This is a genomic window from Geothrix sp. 21YS21S-4, assembly GCF_030845995.1.
Classification (GTDB): Bacteria; Acidobacteriota; Holophagae; order Holophagales; family Holophagaceae; genus Geothrix.
Genome location: NZ_CP132719.1, coordinates 1,044,985 through 1,071,332, shown reverse-complemented (window position 1 = coordinate 1,071,332; position 26,348 = coordinate 1,044,985). Strand labels below are relative to the sequence as shown.

General features: G+C 67.4%; 21 protein-coding genes. 11 read left to right on the top strand and 10 right to left on the bottom strand.

What is annotated here, in order from left to right:
* Window positions 1-13 precede the first annotated feature (13 nt).
* A complete protein-coding gene (locus tag RAH39_RS04830; RefSeq protein ID WP_306591674.1) occupies window positions 14-709 on the top strand; it encodes a PilZ domain-containing protein in 696 nt (231 codons plus the stop codon).
* On the opposite strand, the gene RAH39_RS04825 is transcribed toward RAH39_RS04830, so the two are convergent.
* A complete protein-coding gene (locus RAH39_RS04825) occupies window positions 706-2,184 on the bottom strand; it encodes an MFS transporter (protein ID WP_306591673.1) in 1,479 nt (492 codons plus the stop codon). The genes RAH39_RS04830 and RAH39_RS04825 overlap by 4 nt on opposite strands.
* A gap of 590 nt (window positions 2,185-2,774) precedes the next feature.
* Here RAH39_RS04825 and RAH39_RS04820 point away from each other — a divergent pair.
* Genes RAH39_RS04820 through RAH39_RS04810 form a run of 3 tightly spaced genes read left to right on the top strand, consistent with a single transcriptional unit; the run spans window position 2,775 to window position 6,554 of the window.
* On the top strand, window positions 2,775-4,550 hold the full coding sequence (locus RAH39_RS04820) for a cation:proton antiporter (protein WP_306591672.1): 1,776 nt from the start codon (window positions 2,775-2,777) through the stop codon (window positions 4,548-4,550).
* Between the two features lie 56 nt (window positions 4,551-4,606).
* Window positions 4,607-5,497, top strand: coding sequence for a polysaccharide deacetylase family protein (locus tag RAH39_RS04815; protein WP_306591671.1), 891 nt, complete (start codon window positions 4,607-4,609; stop codon window positions 5,495-5,497).
* A gap of 55 nt (window positions 5,498-5,552) precedes the next feature.
* Complete coding sequence (locus RAH39_RS04810) at window positions 5,553-6,554, top strand: alpha/beta hydrolase family protein (protein ID WP_306591670.1); 1,002 nt, start codon at window positions 5,553-5,555, stop codon at window positions 6,552-6,554.
* 99 nt (window positions 6,555-6,653) lie between these two features.
* Here RAH39_RS04810 and secD read toward each other — a convergent pair whose 3' ends face one another.
* The 3 genes from secD to tgt are packed head-to-tail and all read right to left on the bottom strand — an operon-like array spanning window position 6,654 to window position 11,010.
* Window positions 6,654-9,500, bottom strand: a complete 2,847-nt coding sequence (gene secD, locus RAH39_RS04805; RefSeq protein WP_306591669.1) for a protein translocase subunit SecD — start codon at window positions 9,498-9,500, stop codon at window positions 6,654-6,656.
* Window positions 9,501-9,558: 58 nt separating this feature from the next.
* On the bottom strand, window positions 9,559-9,867 hold the full coding sequence (yajC, locus tag RAH39_RS04800) for a preprotein translocase subunit YajC (protein ID WP_306591668.1): 309 nt from the start codon (window positions 9,865-9,867) through the stop codon (window positions 9,559-9,561).
* Entirely contained in the window at window positions 9,868-11,010 is a 1,143-nt protein-coding gene (gene tgt, locus RAH39_RS04795; RefSeq protein WP_306591667.1) for a tRNA guanosine(34) transglycosylase Tgt, read from the bottom strand.
* A 264-nt stretch (window positions 11,011-11,274) separates the two neighbouring features.
* Here tgt and RAH39_RS04790 point away from each other — a divergent pair, with 264 nt between their 5' ends.
* Genes RAH39_RS04790 through RAH39_RS04775 form a run of 4 tightly spaced genes read left to right on the top strand, consistent with a single transcriptional unit; the run spans window position 11,275 to window position 13,912 of the window.
* Window positions 11,275-12,078, top strand: a complete 804-nt coding sequence (locus RAH39_RS04790) for an energy transducer TonB (protein WP_306591666.1) — start codon at window positions 11,275-11,277, stop codon at window positions 12,076-12,078.
* Between the two features lie 52 nt (window positions 12,079-12,130).
* Complete coding sequence (locus tag RAH39_RS04785; RefSeq protein ID WP_306591665.1) at window positions 12,131-12,859, top strand: MotA/TolQ/ExbB proton channel family protein; 729 nt, start codon at window positions 12,131-12,133, stop codon at window positions 12,857-12,859.
* A 58-nt stretch (window positions 12,860-12,917) separates the two neighbouring features.
* Window positions 12,918-13,415 (top strand): ExbD/TolR family protein, encoded by a 498-nt coding sequence (locus RAH39_RS04780; RefSeq protein ID WP_306591664.1) that lies wholly within the window; start codon window positions 12,918-12,920, stop codon window positions 13,413-13,415.
* Window positions 13,415-13,912 carry an ExbD/TolR family protein gene (locus RAH39_RS04775; protein WP_306591663.1) on the top strand — a complete coding sequence of 166 codons (498 nt, stop codon included), beginning with the start codon at window positions 13,415-13,417 and terminating at the stop codon, window positions 13,910-13,912. The genes RAH39_RS04780 and RAH39_RS04775 overlap by 1 nt, the downstream gene beginning before the upstream one ends.
* Window positions 13,913-13,954: 42 nt before the next feature.
* On the opposite strand, the gene RAH39_RS04770 is transcribed toward RAH39_RS04775, so the two are convergent.
* From RAH39_RS04770 to RAH39_RS04745, 6 genes are all read right to left on the bottom strand, one after another.
* Complete coding sequence (locus RAH39_RS04770) at window positions 13,955-14,848, bottom strand: DMT family transporter (protein WP_306591662.1); 894 nt, start codon at window positions 14,846-14,848, stop codon at window positions 13,955-13,957.
* Between the two features lie 33 nt (window positions 14,849-14,881).
* Window positions 14,882-16,360 carry a DUF512 domain-containing protein gene (locus tag RAH39_RS04765; RefSeq protein ID WP_306591661.1) on the bottom strand — a complete coding sequence of 493 codons (1,479 nt, stop codon included), beginning with the start codon at window positions 16,358-16,360 and terminating at the stop codon, window positions 14,882-14,884.
* A gap of 160 nt (window positions 16,361-16,520) precedes the next feature.
* Entirely contained in the window at window positions 16,521-18,563 is a 2,043-nt protein-coding gene (locus tag RAH39_RS04760; RefSeq protein WP_306591660.1) for an elongation factor G, read from the bottom strand.
* A 124-nt stretch (window positions 18,564-18,687) separates the two neighbouring features.
* Window positions 18,688-21,045 carry a 3-hydroxyacyl-CoA dehydrogenase/enoyl-CoA hydratase family protein gene (locus RAH39_RS04755; RefSeq protein ID WP_306591659.1) on the bottom strand — a complete coding sequence of 786 codons (2,358 nt, stop codon included), beginning with the start codon at window positions 21,043-21,045 and terminating at the stop codon, window positions 18,688-18,690.
* 14 nt (window positions 21,046-21,059) lie between these two features.
* On the bottom strand, window positions 21,060-21,476 hold the full coding sequence (locus RAH39_RS04750; protein ID WP_306591658.1) for a GxxExxY protein: 417 nt from the start codon (window positions 21,474-21,476) through the stop codon (window positions 21,060-21,062).
* A 23-nt stretch (window positions 21,477-21,499) separates the two neighbouring features.
* Complete coding sequence (locus RAH39_RS04745; protein ID WP_306591657.1) at window positions 21,500-22,648, bottom strand: thiolase family protein; 1,149 nt, start codon at window positions 22,646-22,648, stop codon at window positions 21,500-21,502.
* A gap of 148 nt (window positions 22,649-22,796) precedes the next feature.
* Between RAH39_RS04745 and RAH39_RS04740 the strand changes: the two genes are divergently transcribed.
* The 3 genes from RAH39_RS04740 to RAH39_RS04730 all read left to right on the top strand — a co-directional run bounded on the left by RAH39_RS04740 (window position 22,797) and on the right by RAH39_RS04730 (window position 26,348).
* On the top strand, window positions 22,797-23,747 hold the full coding sequence (locus RAH39_RS04740; protein WP_306591656.1) for an AAA family ATPase: 951 nt from the start codon (window positions 22,797-22,799) through the stop codon (window positions 23,745-23,747).
* Window positions 23,744-24,385: a MarC family protein gene (locus tag RAH39_RS04735; protein WP_306591655.1), complete on the top strand. Its 642-nt coding sequence runs from the start codon at window positions 23,744-23,746 to the stop codon at window positions 24,383-24,385. Before RAH39_RS04740 ends, RAH39_RS04735 begins: the two co-directional genes overlap by 4 nt.
* 214 nt (window positions 24,386-24,599) lie before the next feature.
* Window positions 24,600-26,348, top strand: coding sequence for an ABC transporter permease (locus tag RAH39_RS04730; RefSeq protein WP_306591654.1), 1,749 nt, complete (start codon window positions 24,600-24,602; stop codon window positions 26,346-26,348).

Sequence of the window (26,348 nt, the reverse complement as noted above, 5' to 3'; positions counted from 1 at the left end):
AGGCAGGATCTCCATGGGTCACGCATCCCTTCTGTCCGCTCCCGACCTGGAACAGGCGCTCGCCCAGGCCCACCTGGCCGGGGCCGCGGCGAGCCTGCGGCTGCTGGGCGCCACGCCGCGCCTGCAGGGCGACCTGCGGGTCCACGCCTTCCGCCCGGGCGCCTTCCTGGAACTGGCCGGGCTCCGCGCCCGGGACCTGCCGCCCTCCGAGGGCACGCCCGTGACGCTCACCGTCCTGCTGGACGAGGAAGTCCTGACCCTGGAATCCCGCGTGCTTCCCGGCGCGGGCGACGACAGCGGCCTCCTCCTTCGGCTGGCGTGGCCCCGGGAAGCCGCCCGCCTTCACCAGCGGCGGGAAGTCCGGGTCGCCGCCCCCGAGCAGTCCCCCCTTCGGATCCGCGTGAATCTGGGCGGACGGCGGCTGGAGGCGATGCTGGTGAACCTCACGGAAACCGGCGTGGGCCTCGGGCTCGAGGAGCCGGCCGACGTGGACCTCTACGCCCCGGTGGAGATCGATGCCCAGCTTCCCGACGGCGCCGTCCTCCGCTGTCCGGGCGAGGTGCGGCACATCACCTATCTGGAAGGCCAGCCCTACCCCGCCAGGCTGGGCGTCGTCCTCCAGCCCCGGCCCGACACGGACCTGGATCCCATCCACCGCTTCATCCAGGCGCGCCGCACCGACCTCTCCCAGCGCTTCCGGCAGTCCTAGCCCGCCTTCCGCAGGCTCACCACGGTGCCGCTGGCGCCCAGGGCCAGCATGATCGCGGCCTGGACGAGGGTCTTGTACGAGACCTCCGCGCCTCCGAACAGCGCCGACCGGACGAACAGGACGCCCCCCGCCAGCAGGAGGACGTAGATCCCCAGCATCACCTTCCGGGCCTGGGCGTTGGTGCGGGGCGTGTCCTCGGCGAACAGGCGGTCGTAGACCACCAGCCCCACGGCAGCCACCACGTTGAGCGCCACGAAGATCAGCCAGAAGGTCCGCGCCGCCGCGGCCGCTCCCGGCTGGCCGATCATGGGCTTCAGCATGGAGCCGTACAGCATCCCGCCCAGGCTGGAGCCAATCAGGCTCCCGATCACGCCGTACAGGAAGGCGTAGCCCATGTAGACGGCCTTCTTGTCCGCGGGGGCCACCAGCCCGACGTAGCTGTAGTACTTGGGGTGGGCGGTCATCTCCCCGATGGAGAACACCGAGATGCCCAGGATGAACACCCACACGTGGGTGGAGGCCGCCAGGCACAGGAACCCGATGGTGCCGATGACGATCCCCGCCACCATGGTCGGCAGGGGACGCGCTTTCCGCACGATGCGGCTGACGAGCACCTGGAGCAAGATGATGGTCCCTCCGTTGACCACCGTGACGTGCTCGGCGTCGAACTTGAGGGGAATCCCGATCGAGGCGAAGGCGGCATTCACCGGCGTCACATCCACGAAATCGCGGAGGTACCACAGGATGGATCCGAAATTCTGGAAGTACAGGATCCAGAAGCCGGAGTAGACCACGATCATCAGCATGAACCGGGCGTCGCCCAGGACCAGCGCCGCGCCGCGGGCGACCTCGCCGAGGCTCTTGGTGTTGGCGGGCCGCGGCGGATCCTTGAACAGGAACACCGTGGGCAGCAGCATCGCCGCGCAGTAGGCGGCGGACGCGATGAACACATAGCGCCAGGAGAAGCCCTTGAGGATGCTCACCGCCAGCGGGGCGAGGAAGGCCCCGATGTTGATCATCCAGTAGTAGATCCCGAACCCGAATCCCGAGTTCTCCTCCGTGGTGGTGCGGGCCAGGGTGCCGGAGATGATGGGCTTGAACAGGCCCGCGCCCGTGGCCATCACCAGCAGCGCGGTGAACACCGCCCCGTAGCCCGTGACGTTCCCCGCCACGAAATAGCCCACGGTCAGGATCGAGAACGCGAACAGCAGCATCCGCCGGTAGCCGTAGCGGTCCGCCAGGGCCCCGCCGGCGATGGGCACCACGTAGGTGATGGCGTAGATCAGGCTCTGGAGGAAGCCCACGGACTGCTCGGTGAAGCCCAGGCCGCCCGCCGCCACCTGGTTGGTGAGGTAGACCGCGAGCACCGAATTAAGCCCGTAGTAGGCGCCCCGCTCGAAGAGTTCCATGACGTTCGCCAGCCAGAAGACCGGCGGAAACGAGGAGAGAATCCCGGCGCGACGCGAAGTGGACATCCAGGGAGTATACGGGAGGCGCGTCCCGAACCAGCGCCGCCGGCGGTTATCATGACGTTCTGAAAAGGATGGCGATGACGGGAAGGTGGACCGGGATCCGGATGGCGCTGGGCTTCGTCGCCTGCGGCTTCCTGCTCGCGGCGGTCCCTTCCCAGTCCCCCAGTCACGCCCTTCCCGCGCCTTATCCGCACGACGCACCAAAAGTGGAAGCCGCCCGTCCCCTCCGATCCTCCCAGGCGCCGCCGCGGGAAGCGCCCGCCGTCCATCGCGGATCCTCGGACGAAGGGGGCGGCGCCCCGCCGGAAAAAGACGCGCCCAGCCTCCCCTTTTCGATCCCCTTCTGCGGGAAAGGCCCGGACCCTTCCGCCGCGGCGACCGCGCCAAATCGGCCCATGCCCAGGGCCAGCCAGGGATTGACGCCCGACGAAGGGGGCCGCACCGGGCCGCCTTCCCCGCCCCTTCCGCGCTGACGCTCCGCTCCCGCCCGGCGGGAAACTCCGTTCGATCCGCATGGCAGGCCCGTCCGTGGCATGGTGGAGGAAGCTCTCCGCCCGCCCATCGGCCGCCACCCCTCAGTGAGGTTCCGGCGCATGATCGCAGCCACGACTCCTCCCGGCATTCTCGTCGACCTGGCCACCGTCCTCGGCGTGGCCGCGCTCACCACGGTCGCCTGCCAGCGCTTCCGGCTGCCCGTGGTGGTGGGCTATCTCCTGGCGGGGCTGATCATCGGCCCCCACCTTCCGGTCCCCTTGGTGGCCGACCAGGCGAACGTCCACACCCTGTCGGAACTGGGAGTCATCTTCCTGATGTTCTCCCTGGGGCTGGAGTTCAGCCTGAAGAAGCTGCTGAGGGCCGGCCCCCCCGCCGCCCTGGTGGCCATCATCCAGGCCGGATTCATGACCTGGGCGGGCTATCTGGTGGGCCGCCTCGTGGGATGGGGCGCCATCGAGAGCATCTTCGCCGGGGCGGCCCTCGCCATCAGCTCGACCATGATCATCGCCCGGGCCTTCGAGAACCTGCGGATCAAGGGGCCGCTCGCGGAACTGGTCCTGTCCACCCTGATCGTGGAGGATCTCCTCGCCATCCTGATGCTCACCCTCCTCACCGCCATCGGGAGCGGATCGGGGCTCAGCCTCCCGGCCCTGGTGATCACCGTCGGGAAACTCCTCGGGTTCCTGGTGGGCGTCATGGCCGTGGGCCTGTGGGTGCTGGCGCGGTTCATCCGCTGGGTGGCCGATTCGGGCAGCAGCGAGACCCTCCTCGTCACGGTGGTGGGCCTGTGCTTCGGGTTCTCGCTCCTGGCGGCCAAGGCCGGCTATTCCGTGGCTCTGGGCGCCTTTCTCGCCGGGATGATCGTGGCGGAATCGGGCCGCGAGCGGAAGGTGGAGCACCTCGTCCTGCCCCTGCGGGACATGTTCGTGGCGGTGTTCTTCGTATCCATCGGGATGCTGATCGATCCGGGGCAGCTTCCCCCCAACTGGAAGGCCCTGCTGGCTTTCGGCGCCCTGGTCCTGATCGGGAAATTCGCCTCGGCCTCCCTGGGCGCCCTGATCGGCGGCAACAGCCTGCGGATTTCTCTGCGGACCGGCGCGAGCCTGGCGCAGATCGGGGAGTTCAGCTTCATCATCGCCTCCCTGGGACAGAGCCTCGGCGTCATCGGGCCGGCGCTGTTCCCCGTCCTGGTGGCCACCTGCGCCTGGACCACCCTCACCACGCCGCTCCTGATCCAGCATTCGGAGAGCCTCGCCGACCGGATCGAGCAGCGCCTGCCCCGGTCGTTCCGCCACTTCCTGATGCACCACCGGGCCGCCACAGGGCACCTGCGGGCGATTCCCTTCCGGAAGGCGGCCTGGCGCCACCTGCACCGCCCCTTCCGCTACCTGCTGCTGGACAGCCTGCTCGTCGCCGTCTCCGTGGCCCTGGGCGCGCTGGTCCACCGCCAGTTGACGCCCCTCCTCGAACGCCGCGGCATCTCCCCCGCCATGGCGGAGTACCTCGTCTGGCTGGCCGTCGGCGGGATCGCCCTGCGCTTCCTGTTCGGGATGGTGAAGCAGATCCGGCGCATCGCGCGGTCCATCGCGGCCACCGCCACCCAGGCCTCGGGCGATACGGCAGAGGGCGTGGAGGACGCCATCCGCTTCGTGATCGAGCTGGGGCTGGGGGCCATGGTCGCCCTCCCGATGGTGGCGATCCTCCAGCCGCTCCTTCCCACCAGCCTGGTGCCCGCGCTGGCGTTGGCCATCATGCTGGCCGTGGGTTTCCGGCTGTGGCAGCGGATGGGCGCCATCCAGCGGACCTGGCTCGAAGGCACCGAAGGCCTGGTCCAGCGGCGCCGCGCGGGCGACAGTTCCAAGGATCCGCGCTGACCGCGCCTTGATGCGCCACGCCTTCGCGGGTGGAATGGAAAGCGGAAGGAACCGCCATGAAAGCCATCTCCCTGCGCGTGGACGTCGATACCCTCGAAGGCTCCATCACCGGCATCCCCACCCTCCTGCGCCTCCTGGACAAGCACCGGATGAAGGCCGGGTTCTACTTCAGCTTCGGTCCCGACAACAGCGGGAAGGCCCTGCGCCGGATCTTCCGGAAGGGCTTTCTCGCCAAGATGCGCCGCACCAACGCGGCGAAGCTCTACGGCTTCAAGACGATGATGTACGGCGTGCTCCTGCCCGCCCCCACCATCTGGAAGCGCGCCGCCGCCGAGATGCGCGCCGCGAAGATGGCCGGGCACGAGGTGGGCATCCACGCCTGGGACCACGTCCAGTACCACGACCTGCTGGACCGGAAATCGCGCCAGTGGCTGTCCGACTGGTTCGCCCAGGCCCACGACGCCTTCGGGACGGTGTTCGGCGAGAAGCCCCTGGGTGCCGTCAGCCCGGCGTGGCGCTGCAACGACGCCACCCTGGAACTCCAGGAGAGCTACGGCCTGGCCTACGCCGGGGACTGCCGCGGCTTCGCGCCCTTCTATCCCGTCGTGAAGGGCCGGACGCTCTCCACCCTCCAAATCCCCACCACCCTGCCCACTCTGGACGAACTGCTGGGCCTGGACGGGCGCGCCCCGGACCAGGTGAACCGCGAGGTCTGGGACCTGGTGCGGGAGGACGCCCTGAACGTCTACGCCCTGCACACCGAGGTGGAAGGCGGCGCCCTGTTCGAGACCTTCGACGCCTTCCTGGGCGGCCTCAACGACCGGGGCATCGCCGTCCGCACCCATGAGGAGTGGCTCCCCGAATTGAAAGCCGCGAACCCGCCCGCCAAGGCGGTCACCCGCCGGGAGATCCCGGGCCGGGCCGGCTGGGTGAGCTGGGAAGGCTGAACCTCGCAAGACGAGGCTAGTTGCGGTAGGCTCGGGGCGTCCATCCGAGGTTTCCGTGCGCTGTCGCCTTGCCGCCTTTCTTTGCGCCGCCCTGCTTCCCCTCGGCGCCCAGACCGCCTCCCCCGACGCCGCCCTCAAGCAGGTGGAGGGCCTGCGGTGGGAGTTGGACAGCCTGCGGAAGGCCGCGGACGACCAGCTGTGGTTCCAGCGCCTGTCGGACGTGGCGGTGGTGGACAAGGTCACCTACACCGGCCCGCCCAATCCCAAAGGCGAGGAGACCTACGGGATCAAGAACGAGCGGCACCCTCTGAAGATCCAGCAGTACGTCTTCCTTCCGCGGAAGGCCGAAAAGGGCCGGAAGCTGCCGCTGATCGTCCTTCCCCACGGCGGCGTCCACGCCGACTTCACCACCTACCACGCCCACATCGTCCGGGAGATGGTGGCGCGCGGCTACGCCGTGATCGCCCCGGACTACCGCGGCTCCACCGGCTACGGCCGCGGCTTCTACGAGGCCATCGACTACGGCGGCCTGGAGATCGGCGACGTGGTGGCGGGCCGGGACTGGGCGGTGGAGCACCTGCCCGTCGATCCCGCCCGCTGCGCCATCGTGGGCTGGAGCCACGGGGGCCTCATCGCCTTGATGGCCGTCTTCGACCACCCCGGGAAATTCGCCGCCTGCTACGCCGGCGTTCCCGTCTCCGACCTGATCACGCGCCTCGGCTACCTGGGATCGGACTACGTGGCCGAATTCTCCGCCACGTACCACCTGGGCAAGGAGCCCAAGGACGCCGTGGACGAGTACCGCCGCCGCAGCCCCGTGTGGAACGTCCACAAGCTGCGCACCCCGCTTCTGGTCCACACCACCACCAACGACCGCGACGTGAACGTGGTCGAAGTCGAACAGCTCATCACCGCCCTCAAAGCCGCCGGCAAGCCCTTCGAGCACCGGATCTACCAGGACGCCCCCGGCGGCCACAGCTTCAACCGAATCGACACCACCCTGGCCCAGGAATCGAGGAAGGAGATCTACGCCTTCCTGGAAAAGCACCTGAAGTAAGCGGAAGCGCCGAATCGGAAACAAGAAAAAGCCCGGCTGCGCCGGGCTTTTTCGCGGGGGTCCGGGGGTATGCGCGCAGCGCGGAACCCCCGGAGAACATCACGCATGCTGCTTGAGCTTGTCCTTGCCGCCGAACCACTTGTCCCAATACACCACCACGGGGCTGGCGATGTAGATGGACGAGTAGGTGCCGGTGATGACGCCGATGACCAAGGGGAAGGCCAGGTCCTTGAGGGCCGGGCCGCCGAACAGCCAGAGGCAGACGCTGACGAACAGCACGGACGCAGAGGTGAGGATCGTCCGGCCCAGGGTCTGGTTGATGGAGTCGTTCACCAGCTTGGTGACCGTGGCGCGGCGGTATTCGGGCCGGTGGCCGTTCTCGCGGATGCGGTCGAAGACCACGATGGTGTCGGCCATGGAGTAGCCCATCAAGGTCAGGAAGCTCGCCACCACCGGGACGTTGAATTCGTACCCGAAGGCCGCGAACAGCGCCAGCGCCATCAGCATGTCGTGGAGGAGCGAGACGATGCCCCCCACGGCGTAGCTGGCGGTGAACCGGAACATCACGTAGACCAGGATGGCGCCGAGGGCCCACGCCACCGCGGTGAGCGTCTTGCGGGTCCACTCGCCGGAGATGCTGGGCGAGAAGCTCTCATCCTTGAGGAGGCCCACCGCGCCCAGGCGGTAGCTCTTCTGGATGCTGTCCTTCACCACCTGGGGCAGATCCTGCGGCAGTTCGCTGAAGCTCTGGTAGAGCCCCGAAGGCAGCCGGTCCCGGCCCGCGATGACCTTCTCGGCGAAGGGCGTGTAGGCCGCCTGGAGCGCCGCGTCGTCACCGCCGATGCCCGCCGGATTGACCCTCGCCAGCGTGTCGGTGAGGGTCTTCGAGCCTTCCAGGTTCAGGGCGGGCAGCGGATTGCTGGTCCCCTCGGGATCCATCTGCTTGAAGATGGCCCGCAGGGCGTTCGCCTGCTTGGTGCTGTCCTTCTGGTCGCCGTCCTTCTTGGCCTTCACCTTGACGGCGAAGTCGCGGACGGACTTGTCCTTGTTCTCGTAGGCCACGACGGTGGCGTCGACGTAGCCGTTCTTCGCCAGCGCTTCGCGGATGGTCTCGGGCTCCATGGCGCCGCGGAACCGGACGGTCATGTCGTTGCCGCCCACGAACTGCATTCCGAGCTGGATCCGGTTGTTGTGGGTCAGGTTCCAGGGGCGCACCCACAGGACGCACAGGAGGATGATGCCCCAGGAGATGGCCAGAGCCTGGGCCTTGTACTTCATGAAGTCGTAGCTCGACCCCTTGAAGAAGGTGTGGGTGCCCACGGAGAGGGTCTTGGTGCCGGGATGCCGCTCCAGGATCCAATCGTAGATGTAGCGGCTGATGTAGATGCTGGTGAACAGCGAGGCCACCACGCCCACGGTGAGGGTGACGGCGAAGCCCTTGACCGGCCCCGTTCCGAAGATGAACAGGAGGAGGGCTGCGAAGAGCTGGGTCACGTGGCTGTCCACGATGGTCCAGAACACCCGGTTGAAGCCCGCGTCGATGGCGCCCGGAACGCTCTTGCCGAGGCCCAGTTCCTCCTTGATGCGCTCGAAGATGAGGATGTTCGCGTCCACCGCCATGCCGAGGGTGAGCACGAAGCCCGCGATGCCTGGGAGGGTCAGGGTGGCGCGGAAGGAGCCCAGGAGTCCCATCATCACGATCACGTTGACCGTCAGGGCCACGATCGCGTTCGCCCCGGACCAGTGGTAGAAGTACACCATGAACGCGATGATGGCGGCGAAGCCGATGGCGGCCGCCATGACGCCCGAGTGGATGGAGTCGCGGCCGAGGCCGGGACCCACGACGCGCTCTTCGAGGAACTTCATGGGGGCGCGCAGGGCGCCGCTGCGGAGCTGGCTGGCGAGGTCGTCGGCTTCCTGGGCGGTGAAGCTGCCGCTGATGCGGACCGCGCCGCCGATGATCTTCTCTTTGGCGCTGAGGGTGGTGACGATCTTGTGGTCGAGGACGATGGCGATCAGCCGGTTCTCGTCCGCGGCGGTGCCGGTGAGGCGCGCGAAGTCGTCGCCGCCCTTCTTGTTCAGGGTGAAGTTGACCTCGTTGGCCTCGGTCTGGGAGTTGGAGGCCCGGTGCGCGTCGATGATGTCGGCGCCGTCCACCGCAATGCGGCTCTCCAGCAGGATCCAGCGGCTGATCTTCTCTTCGCCGGGCTTGGCCTTCACGACGGACTGGCCCCCGCGGCGCGCCTGGCGGTCGCTCTCGATCTCGGGAAGCAGCTCGAATTCGGGCGGGATCTGTCCCTTGTAGGCGGCCAGCGCGTCTTCCTTGGTGGCGAAGTAGAGCTGGGGGGCCTTGGCGAGAAGGCGCTGCTCCAGGTGACCCGGGGTGGCCAGCAGCTTCTTGATGCGCTCGCGGTCGCCCTCCTCGATTCCGGGGATCTCCACCACGATGCGGTTGCCTTCGGCGCCGCTGGCGGTGATCTCGGGTTCCAGCACGTTGGCGGGATCGATGTCGCGGATGCGCTTCTCGATCACCTCCAGGGCGCGCTTGTTGGCGTCGTCCTTGAGCTGCTTCTGGTAGTCCGCCTTCTGCGACAGGCGGAAGGAGCTGCCGTCGACGACGAGGGCGTAGCCGGAGAAGAAGTCCTTGGTGACCTTCTCCACGGTGGCCCGCTGATCGGGGTTCACCCCTTCGATCCGGAGGGCGGTGCCGTCCACGATGGCCGAGGCATCGGGAAGGCCCTTTTCCTTTAGGCGGGCGACGAGGCGGTCCTTGCTGTCGCGCAGGTCGGCGGCGAGGGCCTCCTGGCCCTGGACCTCCAGCTCGAAGTGGACGCCGCCCCGGAGGTCGAGGCCCAGCTTCACCTTGGACAGGGGCGTGAAGAAGTATCCGCAGCCGAACACGACGGCCAGGACGATGGCGAGGCGCCAGAGGCTCCGCTTGGTCACGGGGCGCTCCTCACAGAAAGCGGGCCGGAACGGATCCGGCCCGGGAGTCGAAAAGAGGTCAGTTCTGCGTTTCGGGCTCGCTGGCCAGGGCAGCGACGGCGGCCCGCCGCGCCTTGACCACCGATCCGCCCAGCTTCACCCAGATGTGCTTGTCCTCCACCCGGTCGATGGTGGCGTAGAGACCGGAGGTCAGGACGACCTCGTCGCCGGCCTTCAGCTTGGACAGGCGGGCCTCCGTCTCCTTGCGGGCCTTGCTCTGGGGGCGGATGAGGAGGAAGTAGAACATCAGGGCCATGCCGCCGATGAACACGAACTGGATCCAGGCCGGTCCGCCGGACGCGGGCTGCTGAAGAAGGGCGTACATCATTCAAGGCTCCTCGGTCGTCCATCCGGCGCGCGCGGACCGGACGAAGGCCGGAAAACGGTTCTCCAGCAGGGCCTGCCGCGCGGCGCGGGTGAGCCCCACAGTGTAGCTCAGGTTGTGGATGGTATTCAGCGTGAAGGCCAGCAGCTCTCCGCACCGGAACAGGTGGTGGAGGTAGGCCCGGCTGAAGGTGCGGCAGGTGTAGCATCCGCAGTCCGGATCCAGGGGAATGTCCGCCTCGCGGTGCCTGGCGTTCTTGAGGTTGAGCTTCCCCCGGCTGGTGAGGATGCGGCCGTGGCGCGCTTCCCGGCTGGGCAGCACGCAGTCGAACAGATCTACCCCATGTTCGATCCCGAACAGGAGGTCCTCCGGTGTCCCGACCCCCATCAGGTAGCGGGGCCGGTCCTGGGGCAGCTCTTTCACGAACTCCGCCAGGACGGCATTCATCTCGGCCTTGGGTTCCCCCACGCTGAGGCCGCCCACGGCGAAGCCCTGGAACGGAGTCCGGGCGTCCAGCTCCAGGGCCTCCTCCAAGTGGCGGCGGCGGAGGTCCAGGTGGGTCCCCCCTTGATTGATGGCGAACAACCCCTGGTGGGACTGGAGGGGCACGGCCCGGCTGCGGGCGAGCCAGCGGGTGGTCCGCGCCATGCTGGCTTCAAGCGGCGTCCGCTCCATCCGGCCCGGCGGGCATTCGTCCAGGGCCATGCAGATGTCCGACCCCAGGTTCCGCTGGATCTCCATGCTCCGCTCGGGGGAGAGGAACTGGGAACTGCCGTCCAGGTGGCTCCGGAACGTGACTCCGTCCTCGCTCATCTTCCGAAGGGAGGCCAGGGAGAAGACCTGGAACCCGCCCGAGTCCGTGAGGATGGGTCCCTCCCATCCCATGAAACGGTGAAGGCCGCCCAGGCGGGCCACCAGTTCATCGCCGGGCCGGAGGCCCAGATGGTAAGTATTGCCTAGAATCACCTGGGGTCCGAGGTCCCCAAGTTGGACGGGGGTGATGCCTTTCACCGTCCCTTGGGTGCCCACGGGCATGAAGGCAGGCGTCAGCACCTCGCCATGGGAGGTGGGGAATCGGCCTGCGCGGGCTACGCCGCAGGAGGCCTCGGGGATGAGTGCGAAATCAGGAGTTGTGATCTTGGACATGGGAATGGCAGCGCTTCCTTAACAAAAATTAACAATCCGGTCCTTTAACCCCGGAGATGGATGTTGCGGTAGTCAGTAAAAAACCGTGGAATGCCCTGTTCACGGGGGGTTCCGTCAGCCATCCGCACTTGACCTGCCGTCGGCCCTTTGCCATCTTAGCCGCTGGGCTTGCCCCAGCTCTTTATCCCATCTTCGGTAGCCGAACCGGTGTTCCCGCCGATTCGGCTCGATGTTTTTTTCATATGGATCTTTCAAGGGAGTCGCATGAGCAAAGATCCCCAAAAACCAGTTCCCGCCAAACAGGCTGCTCCTACGGAGACGCTGGAGGATGCCGTCTACAAATCCTCCCTCTCCGCCGGGAACGAAGCCATCAAGCGGGGCAACCCCATGGTGACCATCCCCACGACGGTGGCCATGTACGCCTTGTTCGCCGTCGCGGCTTTCCAGCTGGCCAAGCACACGGAAGCCGGCCAGAAGGTGATCAAGACGGTGGGCATCGACATCTCGGAGCAGAAAGCAGAGGATGCGCCGCCTCCTCCGCCTCCGCCCCCCCCTCCTCCCCCGCCGCCGCCGCCGCCCATGGCGATGACGACGACGAGCAAGGCGGACACCACGCCCATCGATCCCCGGCAGGAAGTGGTGCCTGAGACGGTGCCCAAGGAACTGCCCAAGCAGGATCACTCCCTGGGTGGCGTTCCCGGCGGCGTTCCGGGCGGTGTCCCGGGTGGCGTCATCGGCGGCGTGGTCGGCGGTGTCGTCGGCGGCGTGGTCGGCGGCACCGGCAAGGTGGTGGACTTCGACTTCAGCCAAGTGAAGATCAAGTACCAGCCGCCCCAGCCCCCCTATCCCCCCCTCGCCAAGATCGCCAAGATCCAGGGCACGGTGGTGGTGGAAATCGTCATTGGGCCCGACGGCATTCCCACGGATGCCGTCGCCAAGGAAGGTCCTCCTCAGCTGAGGCAGTACGCGGCCGATTGGGGTAAGACCTGGCGTTTCGAGCCCGCCATGATGAATGGCGTCCCCCAATATGCCCGCTTCAAGCTGACCATGTCGTTCCGGCTGAAGTAGCTCACCCCTTTCCCCCCGTCACCCCACTTTTTCAACCCCACAAGGAAACCTCATGAACCTGCTTTCCTCTTCCCTGGTCCTCGGTCTCGCCGAAGGCGGCCACGACAGCTTCTCCGCGGCCGAGATCTGGCGCTCGGCCTCCATCGCCAACAAGTTCATCATCGCCATCCTCTTCGTGCTGCTGGCCTACCAGATCTACGTGGCCGTCGAGCGCTTCGTGACCTACGCCCAGAGCAAGCAGGCCTCGGACAAGTTCCTGAAGCTCTTCATGGACACCCTCCGCCGCGGGGACTTCGAAGCCGCCAAGCGCGCCGCCACCACCCACAACAAGAGCCACATCGCCCTCGTGCTGAAGCACGGCCTGGACATCTTCCAGTACGAGAAGCAGCTCAAGACCATGAACCCCAACCACGACGCCATCCAGCCCGTCGAGCGCGCCATCCAGCGCGGCACCGCCGAGGTCCTCGAGCTCCTCAAGAAGGGCATGAGCGGCCTGGCCACCATCGGCGCCCTGGCCCCCTTCATCGGCCTGCTCGGCACCGTGATCGGCATCATCAAGGTCTTCTCCGACCTGAAGACCAAGGGCGCCGGCGACATCAACGCCCTGGCCGGCTCCATCGGTGAGGCCCTGGCCACCACCGCCCTCGGCCTGATCGTCGCCATCCCGGCCGTGTGGATCTACAACCTGCTGACCAACAAGCAGGACGTGGTCGTCACCAACATCAACAACGCGGCCTCCCAGATGATCGACGAGTTCATCCGCCGCGAGAGCCAGAGCTAGGACTTCCCACCCTTGCCCGGGGGCGCGAGCTCCCGGGCCATTCAGAGGAGAACACACCATGGATGCAGGTGGTGGTGGCAAGGGTGGCGTGAAGTCGGACATCAACGTCACGCCCCTTGTGGACATCGTGCTGGTGCTGCTGATCATCTTCATCGTGATCACGCCCGCGGTGAACAGCGCAGTGAAGCTGCCGCTGGCCAAGCACAGTCCGAAGGCGGAGAAGAACCAGGGCGAGAAGTACCTCACCCTGATGCTGACCTCCAAGCGCAACGATAAGTACGAAGTGATCGGCCCCGGCCCCGTCCTGATCGACGACAAGGACGCCAAGGACGAGCGCTTCTTCATCAACGAAGAAGCCCAGCAGCAGAAGCTGTCGGACTACATCAACCGCAACGTCTCCCAGTTGAGCCAGCGCGTGGTGTTCGTCAAGGCCGACGCCGACCTTCCCTTCAAGTACATCAACGAGCTGTTCCAGGTCTGCCGCAAGGGGGGCGCCGATGAAGCGTCCATCGTGACCAGCGAAGACAAGGGCAATCAGCAGGAAGGGGGCAAGTAATGGATGCCGGTGGCCCCAAGGGCAAAGCAAAATCGGATATCAACGTCACTCCCCTGATCGACATCGTGCTCGTGCTGCTCATCGTGTTCATCGTGATGGTGCCCGGGCTCGACAGGGCCACGAAGGTGGTGGTGCCCCAGGTCGTCCAGACCTCCAAGCCCTCCCCTCCGGATCCCAACAACATCCTCATCCAGGTGGATCAGGATGGAACCCTCATGCTGCAGTCCGACAAGATCGACGTGCAGGGCCTGAAGGATCGCTTGCCCGACGCCGTGCTGCTGCAGCCCCTCAACTACCGGAAGGTCTTCCTGAAGGTGGACGAGGACGTGCGGTACCAGAACATGGTGGACATCCTCGACGCCATTCGCGTGGCCTCGGACGACGCGAAGAAGAAGTCCCTCGAACAGATCGACAAGTTCCAGGGCCAGGACGGCGGCGACATCAAGGTGGCCGTCTCCCTGAGGAAGCGGGCCGGCGCCGCCGTTCCCGTCAGCTAGACCGACGCACCGCAAAGCCAAAGGGCCCTTCGGGGCCCTTTTTCATGCCCGCTTGCGATGGCCGAAGACGGTGCCGTAGGCCACCCCGGCGACCGTGATCAGGACGCCCGCCAGCCCGAATCCCGTGGCCCGCTCCCCGAGGAGAGGCACCGCCAGCAGGTATTGGACGATGGGCAGGAGCTGGAGCCAGACCGCGGCTTCGGAGACCGACAGCGTGCCGTAGGCCTGGGACATCAGCATCTGCCCGCCGTAGGCCAGGAGGCTCATCGCCACCGCGAGGGCCCACGCCCCCCCATGAACGAGGCTGGGCCAAGGATCCAGGGCGAAGGGAAGGACCACCGGCAGCCCCGCGAGGCAGAAAAAGAAGAAGATCGTCGCCGCGTTTTCCGTGTGACGCGCCGCCCGGATAGCGTTGGCGCTGGCCGCCGCGAATCCGGCCGCCGCCAGGGCGGCCAGCGCCCCCCGGCCCAGGGTCAGTCCCCCATGGCCCTGCCCCAGCACCAGAACCACCCCCACGGACGCCGCGAGGATCGCCAGCCACAGATGGACCGTGGGCCGCTCCGGAAATACCGCCAGGGACATCACCGTGGCCAGAACCGGATACACGTTGTAGAGGATCCCCGCCTCCCCCGCCGGCATGTGCGCCAGTGCGTAGAAGTACAGGACCACCACCGCCCCACCGGACAGCCCGCGGCTCACCAGCAGGCGGTAGTTGCGCGGCCGATAGAGGCCCGGAACGGCGCGAAACACCGCCAGGCTCACCAGCGCTCCGGCCACAAAGCGGAGAACGGCCAGGTGCCCAGCCGTGAAACCCATGCCCGGCTGCGTCAGCTTCCGCGCCAGGATGGCCATCAGCCCGAAACACAGGGCCGATCCCGCCAATTGGACACGGGCCGCCATCCGGTGGCGGGTCTGAGCGGCGGCTGGATCGGGCATCCCCACCATCCTGCCGGGAAATCCCGCTTCCGATCAGGGGTTATATGCGCCCTGCGGCGAGTTCAATCCGGCGCCATGGAACGCCGACTTCAGTGCCCCCCCGCGGAAAGCCCCCCGGTCGGCGGCCTCCAGATGGTCCAGGAGATGGGACAGGTTCGCGCCGCTGGGAACGGCGGGCACGCCGAGATCCGAAGCCAGTTCGGGCAGGGTCACGTCGTCCAGGAAGGTCCCTTCCTCGCGCACCACGGCTCCCCGCAGCGTGTACTGGTCCGTGGGCCCGGTGTGGGTCCGGAGGCTGGCGGAGGGCACCACCACCGCGTCCACCCAATCCGGCCCGCCGCCCTTGGCGTCCCGGTCCGCATGGGCGGCGTACTTGAGGTCCTCCCCGCAGAGCAGGCCGGCCACGGTCACGCTCTCGCCGAAGCTGAAGTTCTTCGCCACGGCGACGCGCAGGTGGCTTCCCACCGCGCGGTTCAGCTCCATGGCCACCCGCGACAGGGTCGGCGCGAAGCTGGATCCCGTCAGCAGCAGCACCCGGCGGCCGGCGAATCCCCGGGCCCGGGGACTGCGGATGAACCGGCGGCTGTGCTCCAGGAAGCGGCGGACCAGCCCCACGCCATTCTCCAACTGCGCCCATGAGCGGGAATAGAAAGGCCGCCCGGGGACCTCGATTCCGGCCCGGGTGAACCACTCGTCCGCCAGCAGCAACCAGGGCTCCCCGTCATTGGCCCGGGCGTACCGACGGACCTCCGGGGTCCAGCGCGCCACCCACTCGCGCGCGAAGGCGGAATCCACGTCCTGGACGGAAGGCAGGTGGTCCCGGTGGGCCGTCAGGCCCACGGGCACGCAGGACAGGCTGAGGACGCTGCCCCGGCCCTCTTTCCGCCGGGCCCAGAGGTCGTCCACGGTGCGCTGCCAGATGTCGCCGTCGTTGAGCCCCGGCGCCACCACCGCCTGGGTGTGGACGTCGATGCCGCCCGCCAGCAGCCGGTCGATCTTGCGCAGGATGTGGCCCTCGCGGGGATTGCCCACCACCTTCACCCGGGTCTCGGGGTCCGTGGCGTGGACGGACACGTGGATGGGCCCCAGCCGCTCCCGCACGATCCGATCCAGTTCCGCGTCGTCGCTGCTCGAAAGCGTCGTGAAGTGGCCGTAGAGGAAGGACAGCCGGATGTCCTCGTCCTTCAGGTAGAGCGACTTCCGGAACCCCTTGGGCATCTGGTGGACGAAGCAGAACACGCAGTTCTGCTTGCAGACCTTCACCTCGTCCTGGGCCAGGTCCACCCCGATCCCCTCGCCGCCGTTCTCCACCCGGGTCCCGAACGTGCTGCCGTCCGGCCGCCGCACCCGCAGTTCCGCCTCGTCCTCCCGGCTGATCAGGTACTGGTAGCTGAGCTGGTCCAGCACCGCCTCCCCGTGGATCTCCAGCAGCGTGTCCCCCGGCCGCAGCCCCGCCTCCTCCGCCAGGCTGCCGGATTCCACCGCGATGATCTGAACGCCTTGCTGGGCCAATGCCGTTCCTCCAAACCTTCAGATGAAGATTCAGAGACAAGTGTCTCATTGGAGGAAGAAAAAGGCTTTTCCGGAATCCGGGGCCCTCCCTTCCGATTGGAGAAGCGCCCGGCAACCCGGGCGCTTCTCTAGACTTCGGGGCGGGTTCCGGAAACCCGGCCTATTGCGCGGCGGCCTTCGCCTGCTTCCGCGCCTCCACCACCTTGTCGGCGTCGCGGCCCACGAGTTCCTGGAGGTGGTGGAAGGCCCAGGTGAAGGAGCCGACGCCCATGGTGAGGCTGCGCAGTTCGACGATGACGTCGCCCATCTCGGCCTGGGGGATGTAGGCGGAGACCACGTCCCAGCCGTTCCAGCCGGGCTTGGCGTCGAAGCCGAGCACCTGGCCCCCGCGGCGGCCGGTGACGAGGCGCTGGGCCTTGGGCGTGAACTCGCTGGGCACGCTGATGTGGACTTCGCAGATGGGTTCCAGCAGCACGGGGTTGCACTGCGGGGCGCCCTCGGTCATGGCGATCCGGGCCGCGGTCTTGAAGGCCATGTCGGAGCTGTCCACGGTGTGGTAGCTGCCGTCCACCAGCGCCACGTGGATGTCCACCACGGGGAAGCCCAGGGGCCCGCGCTTCATCCAGTCCACGACGCCATGCTCGATGGCGCCGAAGAAGTTCCTGGGCACCACGCCGCCCACGATGCGCTCCTCGAACTCGAATCCGGCGCCGCGCGGCAGGGGCTTGATCTCGAACCACACGTCGCCGAACTGGCCGTGGCCGCCCGTCTGGTGCTTGTGGCGGCCGTGGACCTTGGCGCCCTTCGTGAAGGTCTCGCGGTAGGGAACCATCGGCGGATGGTGCTGCACGTCCAGGCCGAAGCGGCTCTTGAGGCGGTCCATGGCGCACTTGAGGTGGACTTCGCCCTGGCCCCACAGGATCCGCTCCTGGGTCTCGGCGTTCTGTTCCACCTGAAGGGAGGCGTCCTCCTCGCACAGCTTCTGGAGCGCCAGGGACAGCTTCACGTCGTCGCCGCTCTTGGAGGTGTGCAGGCTGAGGGCCAGCATGGGCTGGAGGGGCTCGGGCCAGGTCAGGTCCACGCGGCCGGTGGAGGTCAGCCCTTCGCTGGTGTGGACCTCGTCCATCCGGCCCAGGGCCACCACCTCGCCCGCGGTGGCCTTCTGCTGCTTCACCTGCTGGGATCCGAACAGCTTGTTGATGCCGCTGACCCGGTGCCCGGCCAGGGAGGCGCCGTCGGCCACCTCCCCGCGCCACACGCGGGAGAGGCTCAGCTTGCCCACGTGCTGGGCGTGGACGGTCTTGAAGACCTGCACCAGCGCATCCTGGCCCGCGGGAATGCCCAGCCGCTCAGCCGTGGTATCCACCCGGGGAGCCTCGTCGCACAGCGCCTGGAACAGGCGGCGCACGCCGGCGTCCTTGTCCGCGGAGCCGAAGAACACGGGCACCAGCAGATCCTGCTGGACGTCCTTGGCCATGTCGTCGCTGACTTCCTCCAGGGAGGGCACGATGTCGCCCAGCAGCTCCTCCATCAGGTGGTCGTCGAAGTCCGCGAGCTTCTCCAGCATCAGCTGCCGGGCCTCGTGCTCCTCGGGCAGGACGGATTCGGGCAGCTGCATCAGGTCGGCGTCCTTGCCGGCCTCGTAGCGGTAGGCGTGCTCGCTGATGAGGTCCACGTAACCCGTGATCTGGTCCCCGTCGCGGAGGGGGATCTCCACCAGCACCAGGGGGCGCTCGGAGACGCCCTGCAGGGCGTTCAGGGCGTCCTTCAGCTTCCCGGCGCTGCCGGGGGCCTCCATCTTGTTGATGAACAGGACGTGGGGAATCCGGTGGTCGTCGAGGAATTTGAGGGCCGGCGCCGCCATCAGGGCGCGGACGGGATCGGGATCGCACACCACCACCGCGATGTCCGCGGCCATCAGGGCATGGACCGTCTCCTGGCGGAATTCCACCGATCCGGGACAGTCGATCAGGGTCCATGCCTCGCCCTGGTAGGTGCAGCTGGCCAAGCTGGCTTCCACGCTCATCTGGCGGGCCTTGGCCTCAATGGAGGCGTCGCCGACCGTGTTTCCCTCCTTGACGGAGCCCTTGCGCGGCAGGGCGCCTGCCACGAAGAGAAGGCTCTCCATCAAGGAGGTCTTTCCGGAGAGGTAGGGCCCCACGATCGCCGCTACGCGTGGAGTTGACTGAGAATTTCCGCTCACAGTGCCTCCTGATTGTCTGGTTCCGTATTGGACCGCCCCAAGTGTTCCGACCTCGTCACACTCTGGCAACACCAAAAAAAGCCGCCCGGGAAAAGGCGGCTCAAGTCACAAAATGACCGGACTTCTAATTCCGCAATGGCTTGCCGGACCTGAGGATCGACTCCATGCGGGCCTGGGTCTTCTCGTAGCCGCACAGCCGCGCGAAAGCCTCGCGTTCCAGTTCGAGAATGCGCGCCTCGCCGACCTCCTGGACGAGGCTAACGTCGCCGCCCGTGAGGATGGTGGCCAGCTCGCCCATGATCACGCCGTCGTGCTCGCTGGCCAGGCCCTGGAGCTGGAAATCCCGCACCGCGAACTTGAGGGCTTCGGCCCCGCCGCGGCCCGGGAGCCGCAGGGTGCGTTCCTTCACTGGCTGGAAGTCCGCGGCCATCTTCAGGACTTCCTGCTTGGCCTCGTGCAGGAGGAAGGCCTTGTTCATCACGCGGCGGTCCGTCCGGCGGAGGTAGCCGTTGCGCTGGGCTTCGTCGAAGCTGGTGTTCACGTTGGCCGTTCCGATGCCCTGGAAGGCGGCCTTCACCTTGGGCATGGGGCCCAGCTCGCCCTTGGCGGCCATGGCCTCCTCCATGCGGAGCAGCATCTGGAGGCAACCGCCGCCCGCGGGGATGACGCCTACGCCCACTTCCACCAGGCCGATGTAGAGCTCGGCGTGGCCCACCACCCGCTGGCAGGCCATGCTGACTTCGCAGCCGCCGCCCAGGGCGAGGTTGAAGGGGGCCGCCACCGTCGGGAAGGGCGCGTAGGTGAGCATCCGGCCCGCGTACTGCAGCCGGCGCGCGACCTCTTCGATCAGGTCGAACTGCTTGTCCTTGGCGGCGTTCAGGACCATCACCAGGTTGGCCCCGGCGCTGAAGTGCTGGCCCTGATTGCCCACCACCAGCCCCTTGAAGCGGCCGGGAACGTGTTTCTGGACGGTCTCCTCCATCAGGCCGATGATCCCGTCGTCCAGGGCGTTCATCTTGCTGCGGAAGCTGAGGCAGGCCACGTCGTCGCCTAGGTCGAAGAGCTGGCAGCTCTCGTTCTCGGCCACCACCTTCCCGCGCCCCTCCTCCCGCTTGAGGATGATCACGCGGCGATCCTCGAGGATGGGGTCGTAGGCCAGCGTCTTGGGATTCAGCTGGGCCACGGGCACGCCGTGCTCCCAGCGGTAGAAGCTGGTGATTCCCTGGGCGAGCATCTTCTCGACGAGCGGCGGGATGGGCTGATCGTCGAACCGCATCCGGGCGACCACCCGCTCCACGCCCAGCGTGTCCCAGGTCTCGAAGGGCCCCAGCTCGAAGGCAAAGCCGTTCTTGATGGCGCGGTCCACGTTCAGCGGGCCGTCCGTCACCTCGCCCAGGCGGTTCACCGCGTAAGTGAGGTTGGGCGAGATGCACCGCCAGGCCAGGCGCCCGGCCTCGGTGTCGCTGGCGAGCAGCGTCTTCACCTTTTCCGCAGGGTCATCGAGGCCCTTCAGTTCCTTGAGGATGGGCCAGTCCTTCTTCACCTGGGGGACGTACTCCCGGGTGGTGGGATCCAAGGCCAGGAAGGTCTTCTTGCCCTTGGCGTCCTTGGGGCCCTTTTTGAAGAAGCCCTGCTTCGTCTTGTTCCCCAGCAGCTTGTGATCGAGCATCCACTGCAGGAATTCCGGGAACTTGAAGACGTCGCGCACCTCGTCGTTGGGGCAGAGGTCGTAGACGTTCTTGGCGGTGGCCGCCAGGATGTCCACGCCCGCCAGGTCCGCCGTGCGGAAGGCGGCGCTCTTGGCGCGGGCCGCCGCGTCGCCCAGCACCAGGTCCAGCACCTCGAAGGGGATCTTCTCCTTCAGCGCCAGGTGGAGGGTGGCCATGATTCCGTGGATCCCGATGCGGTTCCCGATGAAAGTCGGGCTGTCGTAGGCGGGCACCACTTCCTTGCCGAGGGCCTCCTCCAGCCATGTCCGGAAGGCCTGGGCCTCAGCGGGATCCACCTCCGGCCCCGTCACGAACTCCAGCAGGCGCAGGTAGCGCACGGGGTTGAAGAAGTGGGTGATGACGAAGTGCTGCCGGAAGGCGTCGCTGCGCCCCTCCACCAGCAGCTTCAGGGGAATGCCCGAGGTGTTGGAGCTGATCCACGCGCCCGCCTTGAGCTTCGGCTCCAGGCGCCCGTACAGCTCGCGCTTGATGGCCAGGTCCTCCTTGACCACCTCCACCACCCAGTCGCAATCCGACAGCCGATCCAGGTGGTCCCGCAGGTTGCCGGGGCGGATCTTCTTGAGGAAGGCGGGATGCATGGCGAGGGCCGGCTTGGATTTCGCCAGCGCCGCCAGCGCGCCCTCCGCCAGCTTGTCCGGCGCCGCGTCGTCGATGACGATGTCCAGCAACTCCACCTGGCATCCCGCCGACGCCACATGCGCTGCAATGCCCGAGCCCATCACGCCGGAACCGAGAACGCCTACCTTCCTCATGACCATAAAAACTCCTAATTTGAAACCGCAGATGCCGCAGATGACGCAGATTTGGAATTCGCGAATCGCTTATAGGCAAGGCGGGGTTCCGCGAAGTTGACTAACAGCCCTACCTCGTATCCGGTGGCCCGGAGGTAATTGAGTATTTGGGCCTCTTCGTTGGGCCCCAGTCTTGTGATGGCTTTCAACTCGATGATCACGCTTTCAAAACAGATGAAATCGGCGCGATAAGTGGTGCAGAGCGCCTTGCCTTTATAGAGCACCGGCAACTCGACCTCGCGCCGGAAAGGGATCCTTCGAGCCTCGAACTCCAGGGCCATGGCTTCCTGGTAGACAGCCTCCAGGAAGCCCGGTCCCAGCACGCGATGGACTTCCATCGCCGCGCCGAGAATGGCGTAGGTGCGAGGATCTCCAGAATCCATCTGCGTCATCTGCGCCATCTGCGGTTAAAAACTCAGATCTTCTCGATGATGGACGCGATCCCCTGGCCGCCGCCGATGCACATGGTGGCGAGGCCGTACTTGCCGCCGTCGGTCTCGAGGCGGTGGAGGAGGGTCGTCAGGATGCGCGCGCCGCTGGCGCCGAGGGGGTGGCCCACGGCGATGGCGCCACCCCAGGCGTTCACCTTGGCCGGATCGTAGCCGCCTTCGCGGATGACGGCGAGGCTCTGGGCGGCGAAGGCCTCGTTCAGCTCGATGGCGTCGATCTGGTCGAGCTTCAGGCCGAAGCGGTCCAGCACCTTCTTCACGGCGGGAACGGGGCCGATGCCCATCCGGTCGGGCTCCACCCCCGCCACGGCGCCGCCCAGGATGCGGGCGCGGGGCTTCAGACCCAGGGATTTCGCCAGACCCTCTTCCATCACCAGCAGGAACGCGGCGCCGTCGGTGATGGGCGAGCTGTTGCCGGCGGTGACGTTCCCCTCCGCGAGGAACGCGGGCTTCAGCTCGCCCAGCTTCTCCACGGTGGTGTCGGCGCGGACGCACTCGTCCTGCTGCAGGGTGACGGGCTTGCCGTCCAGGCCCTGGGTCTCGAAGCGGACGACTTCTTTCTCGAACTTGCCGGCCTTCCACGCGGCGGCGGCCTTCTGGTGGCTTCGGTAGGCGAACTCGTCCTGATCCTTGCGGCTGATCTTGTATTCCTTGGCGAGGTTCTCCGCCGTGATCCCCATGGAGCAGTAGGCCTCGGGATAGGTCTCGCTGATGAAGGGATCCACGCTGGGATTGAAGCCCATCATGGGCACCTTGGACATGCTCTCCACGCCGCCCGCGAGGAACAGGTCGCCCTGGTTCGCCAGGATGGCGCGGGCGGCCATGAGCATCGTTTCCTGGCTGCTGCCGCAGAAGCGGTTGACGGTGGCGGCGCCGGCGGTGAGGGGAAGGCCGGCGCGGAAGCTGATCATGCGGGCCATGTTCATGCCCTGTTCGCCCTCGGGCATGGCGCAGCCCACCAGGACGTCCTCCAGCCCGGACCAGTCCTTCAGCAGGGGCTTGATGGCCTCGATGACGACCGCGCCGAGCTGCTCGGGGCGGGTGGCGGCGTAGGCGCCCTTGACGCCCCGGCCGATGGGGGTGCGCTTGGCTTCGACGATGACTGCGGATCGCATGGGGCCTCCATGTGGAAAGGGCTGGGCTCAGGGTTTCCGAGGAGCCTAGCATCCGCCGGGAGGCCCGCGGACACTTACCGTAGGTCAACGGCGCGCCCCCGCGACCGCCCATTCCAGGCAAGATGGAGGGATTCCGCAAGGACCCTTCATGTCCACTCCCGCGCACGCCCTGGAACCGCTGCTGGCCGAATGCCGGAAGGTGATCGTGGGCCAGCCCCAGTTGCTGGAGCGCCTGCTGGTGGCGCTGCTGTGCCGGGGGCACGTCCTGCTGGAGGGCCTGCCGGGCCTCGCGAAGACGCGCACCGTCAAGACCCTGGCGTCCGCGAGCGGCACGACCTTCCGCCGCATCCAATTCACGCCCGACCTGCTCCCCAGCGACGTGGTGGGCACGCTCGTGTTCGATCCCAAGGCCCTGACGTTCACGCCCAAGAAAGGGCCGATCTTCGCGAATCTGCTGCTGGCGGACGAGATCAACCGCGCCCCTTCCAAGGTCCAGGCCGCGCTCCTGGAGGCCATGGAGGAGCGCCAGGTCACTCTCGGCGAGGACAGCTTCCGCCTGCCGGATCCCTTCCTGGTGATGGCCACCCAGAATCCGCTGGAGCAGGAGGGCACCTTTCCCCTGCCCGAAGCGCAGATGGACCGCTTCCTGTTCAAGCTCCGCGTGGACTATCCCAAGCAGGAGGAGGAGATCGAAGTCCTCCGCCGCGCCCACCTGGACGGCGAGGACGTGCACGCCGTGACGGACGGCCCTTCCCTGCTGGCGGCGGGCCGGGAGGCGCAGCAGGTGCGCCTCGACGAGGCCATCCGCACCTACATCGTGAAGCTGGTCCAGGCCACCCGGCCCAGCTCCGGGAAGCCCTGGAAGGGCAAGGAGCTGCTCCGCTGCGGCGCCAGCCCCCGAGCGTCCCTGTCCCTCCAGGCCGCGTCCCGGGCCCTGGCCTACCTCCACGGCCGCGACCACGTCCTGCCCCAGGACGTGGTGGACCTGGCTCCGGACGTGCTCCGCCACCGCCTGCTGCTCACTTTCGAGAGCGAGGCGGACGGCGCGACCACCGACCAGGCCATCGCCCACCTCCTCCAGGCCGTACCCCGGCCATGAAGTTCCTGAACACGCTGTTCTTCGCCTACCTGGCCCTCTTCCCCATCCTCAACCCGCCGGCCATGGCGCCCGTGTTCTTCCGGCTGACGGAGGGCGTGACCGTCGCCCAGCGGAACCACCTCGCCTTCCTCATCGGGCTGTACACCTTCCTCTTCCTGTCACTGCTGCTGTGCGTGGGGGGCTGGATCCTCAAGCTGCTGGGGATCTCCATTCCCGTGATCGCCATCGCCGGAGGGCTGCTACTCTTCCACTCCGCGTGGAAGATGCTCAACGACGCGCCCCGCGTGCCGGATTCGGCGCCGGAGGAAGCCCCGGGAACGATGCTGGACCAGGCTTTCTACCCCCTCACCCTGCCCGTCACCGCGGGCCCCGGCGCGATCGCCGTGACACTCAGCCTGGTGCCGTCCGGGAGCATCCTCGATCCGGGCACCCTCATGGCCTTTCTCGCCACGGCCTCGGGGATCGCCCTGGCGGGAGCGACGGTCTTCCTCTTCTACCGCTACTCCACCACCGTGATCCGGAAGCTGGGGAAGACCGGCGCCGCCACCATCACCCAGATCTCGGCCTTCGTCCTGCTCGCCATCGGCGTCCAGATCGTGTGGGGCGGCCTCCAGGGGCTCCTTCGGGGCACGCCCTGAAGGGATTTCCGCGGGTTGACCCTCCCTTTCCGCCCCGTCAGACTGGCCCTTTGGCCCCGGTGCCGGAAAGGAGGTCCAATGGGACGACATGCCGATCTCGCTGAACCTCCGTCGAGGCCCGCCGTCCGCTGAGGCGGCCCATCTCCGCTCCCCCGAATCCGCCCCCTGAACGGGACCGCGCTTCCGCCCGCGCCTCCCTCCGACCGGACCGGCCATGATCCATCGTTTCCTCGACACCGTGTGGGGCCAGGCCACGGCCCTCATGTACCCCATCAAGCGCCGCCGGTGGGTGGATCTCCTGGTCCTCCTCACGGGCTGCGCCATCCTCTACGGGCTGGTGGTCATGGGCCGCCAGTGGACCGGCGTCCATCGCCCCCTGGTAGAGATCAGCCTGTCGCCCTGGGCGCTCCCCAAGTACACCTTCTTCTCCATGATGCGGGGCCTGGTGGCCTACGCCATCAGCCTGGCCTTCACCCTGGTCTACGCCTTCTGGGCCGCCAAGGACCGCCGGGCGGAAAAGCTGCTGATCCCCCTGCTCGACATCCTCCAGAGCATCCCCGTCCTGGGGTTCATGCCCGGGCTCGTGCTGGCCCTCGTGGCCCTCTTCCCCCACAGCAACCTGGGGCTGGAACTGGCCGCGGTGGTGATGATCTTCACGGGCCAGGCCTGGAACATGACCTTCAGCCTCTACCACTCCCTCAAGTCCGTGCCCCAGGACATGCAGGAGGCGGGCACGGTCTACGGATTCAACTGGTGGCAGCGGTTCCGCTGGATCGAGCTGCCCTACGGCACCACCGGCCTGGTGTGGAACAGCATGATGAGCATGGCCGGCGGGTGGTTCTTCCTGATGATCACGGAGGCCTTCAAGCTCGGCGACAAGGACTTCCGCCTGCCCGGGCTGGGCTCCTACATGAGCGTGGCCGTGGAGCAGGGGAACGGCCGGGCCATGGTCTACGCCATCCTGGCCATGGTCCTGATGATCGTGTTCCTGGACCAGGTGCTCTGGCGGCCGGTGGTCGTGTGGGCCCAGCGGTTCCGGGTGGAGGAGAGCGGCCAGGCCGAGCCGCCCCGGAGCTGGCTCCTGAAGCTGATCCGCCGCTCCCGGCTGATCCGCTGGCTGGAAGTCCGCCGCGCCCACCTCACCCGCGGCTCGTCGCGCCGCCTCCAGTCGCCCCAGCGCCGCGTCGAGCGGCGGATGTCGCCCCGCCTCCGCGGGGGACAGTGGCTCTCCAACCTCGCCCTGGCGATCCTCCTGATCCTGTCGATCTTCGCCGCCGCGCGGCTGCTGGGCTTCCTCCAGACCATCCCCGGGCCGCGGTGGTGGGACCTGATCAAGGCCGGAGCCCTGACCCTCACCCGCGTGCTGGTCTCCACGGTGATCGGCACCCTGTGGGCCGTTCCCGCGGGCCTCGCCATCGGGCTGTCCCCGCGCCTCTCGCGCCTGCTCCAGCCGGTGGTGCAGGTGGCGGCCTCCTTCCCCGCGCCAATGCTGTTCCCCGCCGTGATCGCCGGCCTCGCCACCCTGGGCGTGGGCCTCAACTACGGCTGCGTCCTCCTGATGCTCCTGGGCACCCAGTGGTACATCCTGTTCAACGTCATCGCGGGCGCCATGGCCATTCCCGGGGACCTGCGCGAGGCCGCCACCAGCTTCCGCCTGTCGCGCTGGCACCGGATGAAGGCCCTCTACCTGCCGGCGATCTTCCCCTACCTGGTGACGGGCTGGGTGACGGCCGCGGGTGGGGCGTGGAACGCGAGCATCGTGGCCGAGTACGCCGAGGTCAAGGGCCAGGTCCTGAGCACCTGGGGCCTGGGCTCCACCGTCAGCGCCGCCGCCTACCACAAGGACCTGCCCGTGCTGGCGGCGGGCGTCATGCTGATGTCCACGCTGGTGGTGGTCTTCAACCGGCTCGTGTGGAAGCCCTGCTACAAACTGGCCTCCACCCGCTATTCCCTGACCAAGTAG

What these genes read in the sequence shown, in the direction of transcription:
- tgt (WP_306591667.1), bottom strand. Translation starts at nt 11,010, where the DNA reads ATGTCCAAGATCACAACTCCTGATTTCGCACTCATCCCCGAGGCCTCC.
- RAH39_RS04820 (WP_306591672.1), top strand. Translation starts at nt 2,775, where the DNA reads ATGATCGCAGCCACGACTCCTCCCGGCATTCTCGTCGACCTGGCCACC.
- RAH39_RS04775 (WP_306591663.1), top strand. Translation starts at nt 13,415, where the DNA reads ATGGATGCCGGTGGCCCCAAGGGCAAAGCAAAATCGGATATCAACGTC.
- RAH39_RS04790 (WP_306591666.1), top strand. Translation starts at nt 11,275, where the DNA reads ATGAGCAAAGATCCCCAAAAACCAGTTCCCGCCAAACAGGCTGCTCCT.
- RAH39_RS04735 (WP_306591655.1), top strand. Translation starts at nt 23,744, where the DNA reads ATGAAGTTCCTGAACACGCTGTTCTTCGCCTACCTGGCCCTCTTCCCC.
- RAH39_RS04730 (WP_306591654.1), top strand. Translation starts at nt 24,600, where the DNA reads ATGATCCATCGTTTCCTCGACACCGTGTGGGGCCAGGCCACGGCCCTC.
- RAH39_RS04750 (WP_306591658.1), bottom strand. Translation starts at nt 21,476, where the DNA reads ATGACGCAGATGGATTCTGGAGATCCTCGCACCTACGCCATTCTCGGC.
- RAH39_RS04745 (WP_306591657.1), bottom strand. Translation starts at nt 22,648, where the DNA reads ATGCGATCCGCAGTCATCGTCGAAGCCAAGCGCACCCCCATCGGCCGG.
- RAH39_RS04815 (WP_306591671.1), top strand. Translation starts at nt 4,607, where the DNA reads ATGAAAGCCATCTCCCTGCGCGTGGACGTCGATACCCTCGAAGGCTCC.
- RAH39_RS04830 (WP_306591674.1), top strand. Translation starts at nt 14, where the DNA reads ATGGGTCACGCATCCCTTCTGTCCGCTCCCGACCTGGAACAGGCGCTC.
- RAH39_RS04780 (WP_306591664.1), top strand. Translation starts at nt 12,918, where the DNA reads ATGGATGCAGGTGGTGGTGGCAAGGGTGGCGTGAAGTCGGACATCAAC.
- RAH39_RS04825 (WP_306591673.1), bottom strand. Translation starts at nt 2,184, where the DNA reads ATGTCCACTTCGCGTCGCGCCGGGATTCTCTCCTCGTTTCCGCCGGTC.
- yajC (WP_306591668.1), bottom strand. Translation starts at nt 9,867, where the DNA reads ATGATGTACGCCCTTCTTCAGCAGCCCGCGTCCGGCGGACCGGCCTGG.
- RAH39_RS04755 (WP_306591659.1), bottom strand. Translation starts at nt 21,045, where the DNA reads ATGAGGAAGGTAGGCGTTCTCGGTTCCGGCGTGATGGGCTCGGGCATT.
- RAH39_RS04770 (WP_306591662.1), bottom strand. Translation starts at nt 14,848, where the DNA reads ATGCCCGATCCAGCCGCCGCTCAGACCCGCCACCGGATGGCGGCCCGT.
- RAH39_RS04785 (WP_306591665.1), top strand. Translation starts at nt 12,131, where the DNA reads ATGAACCTGCTTTCCTCTTCCCTGGTCCTCGGTCTCGCCGAAGGCGGC.
- RAH39_RS04740 (WP_306591656.1), top strand. Translation starts at nt 22,797, where the DNA reads ATGTCCACTCCCGCGCACGCCCTGGAACCGCTGCTGGCCGAATGCCGG.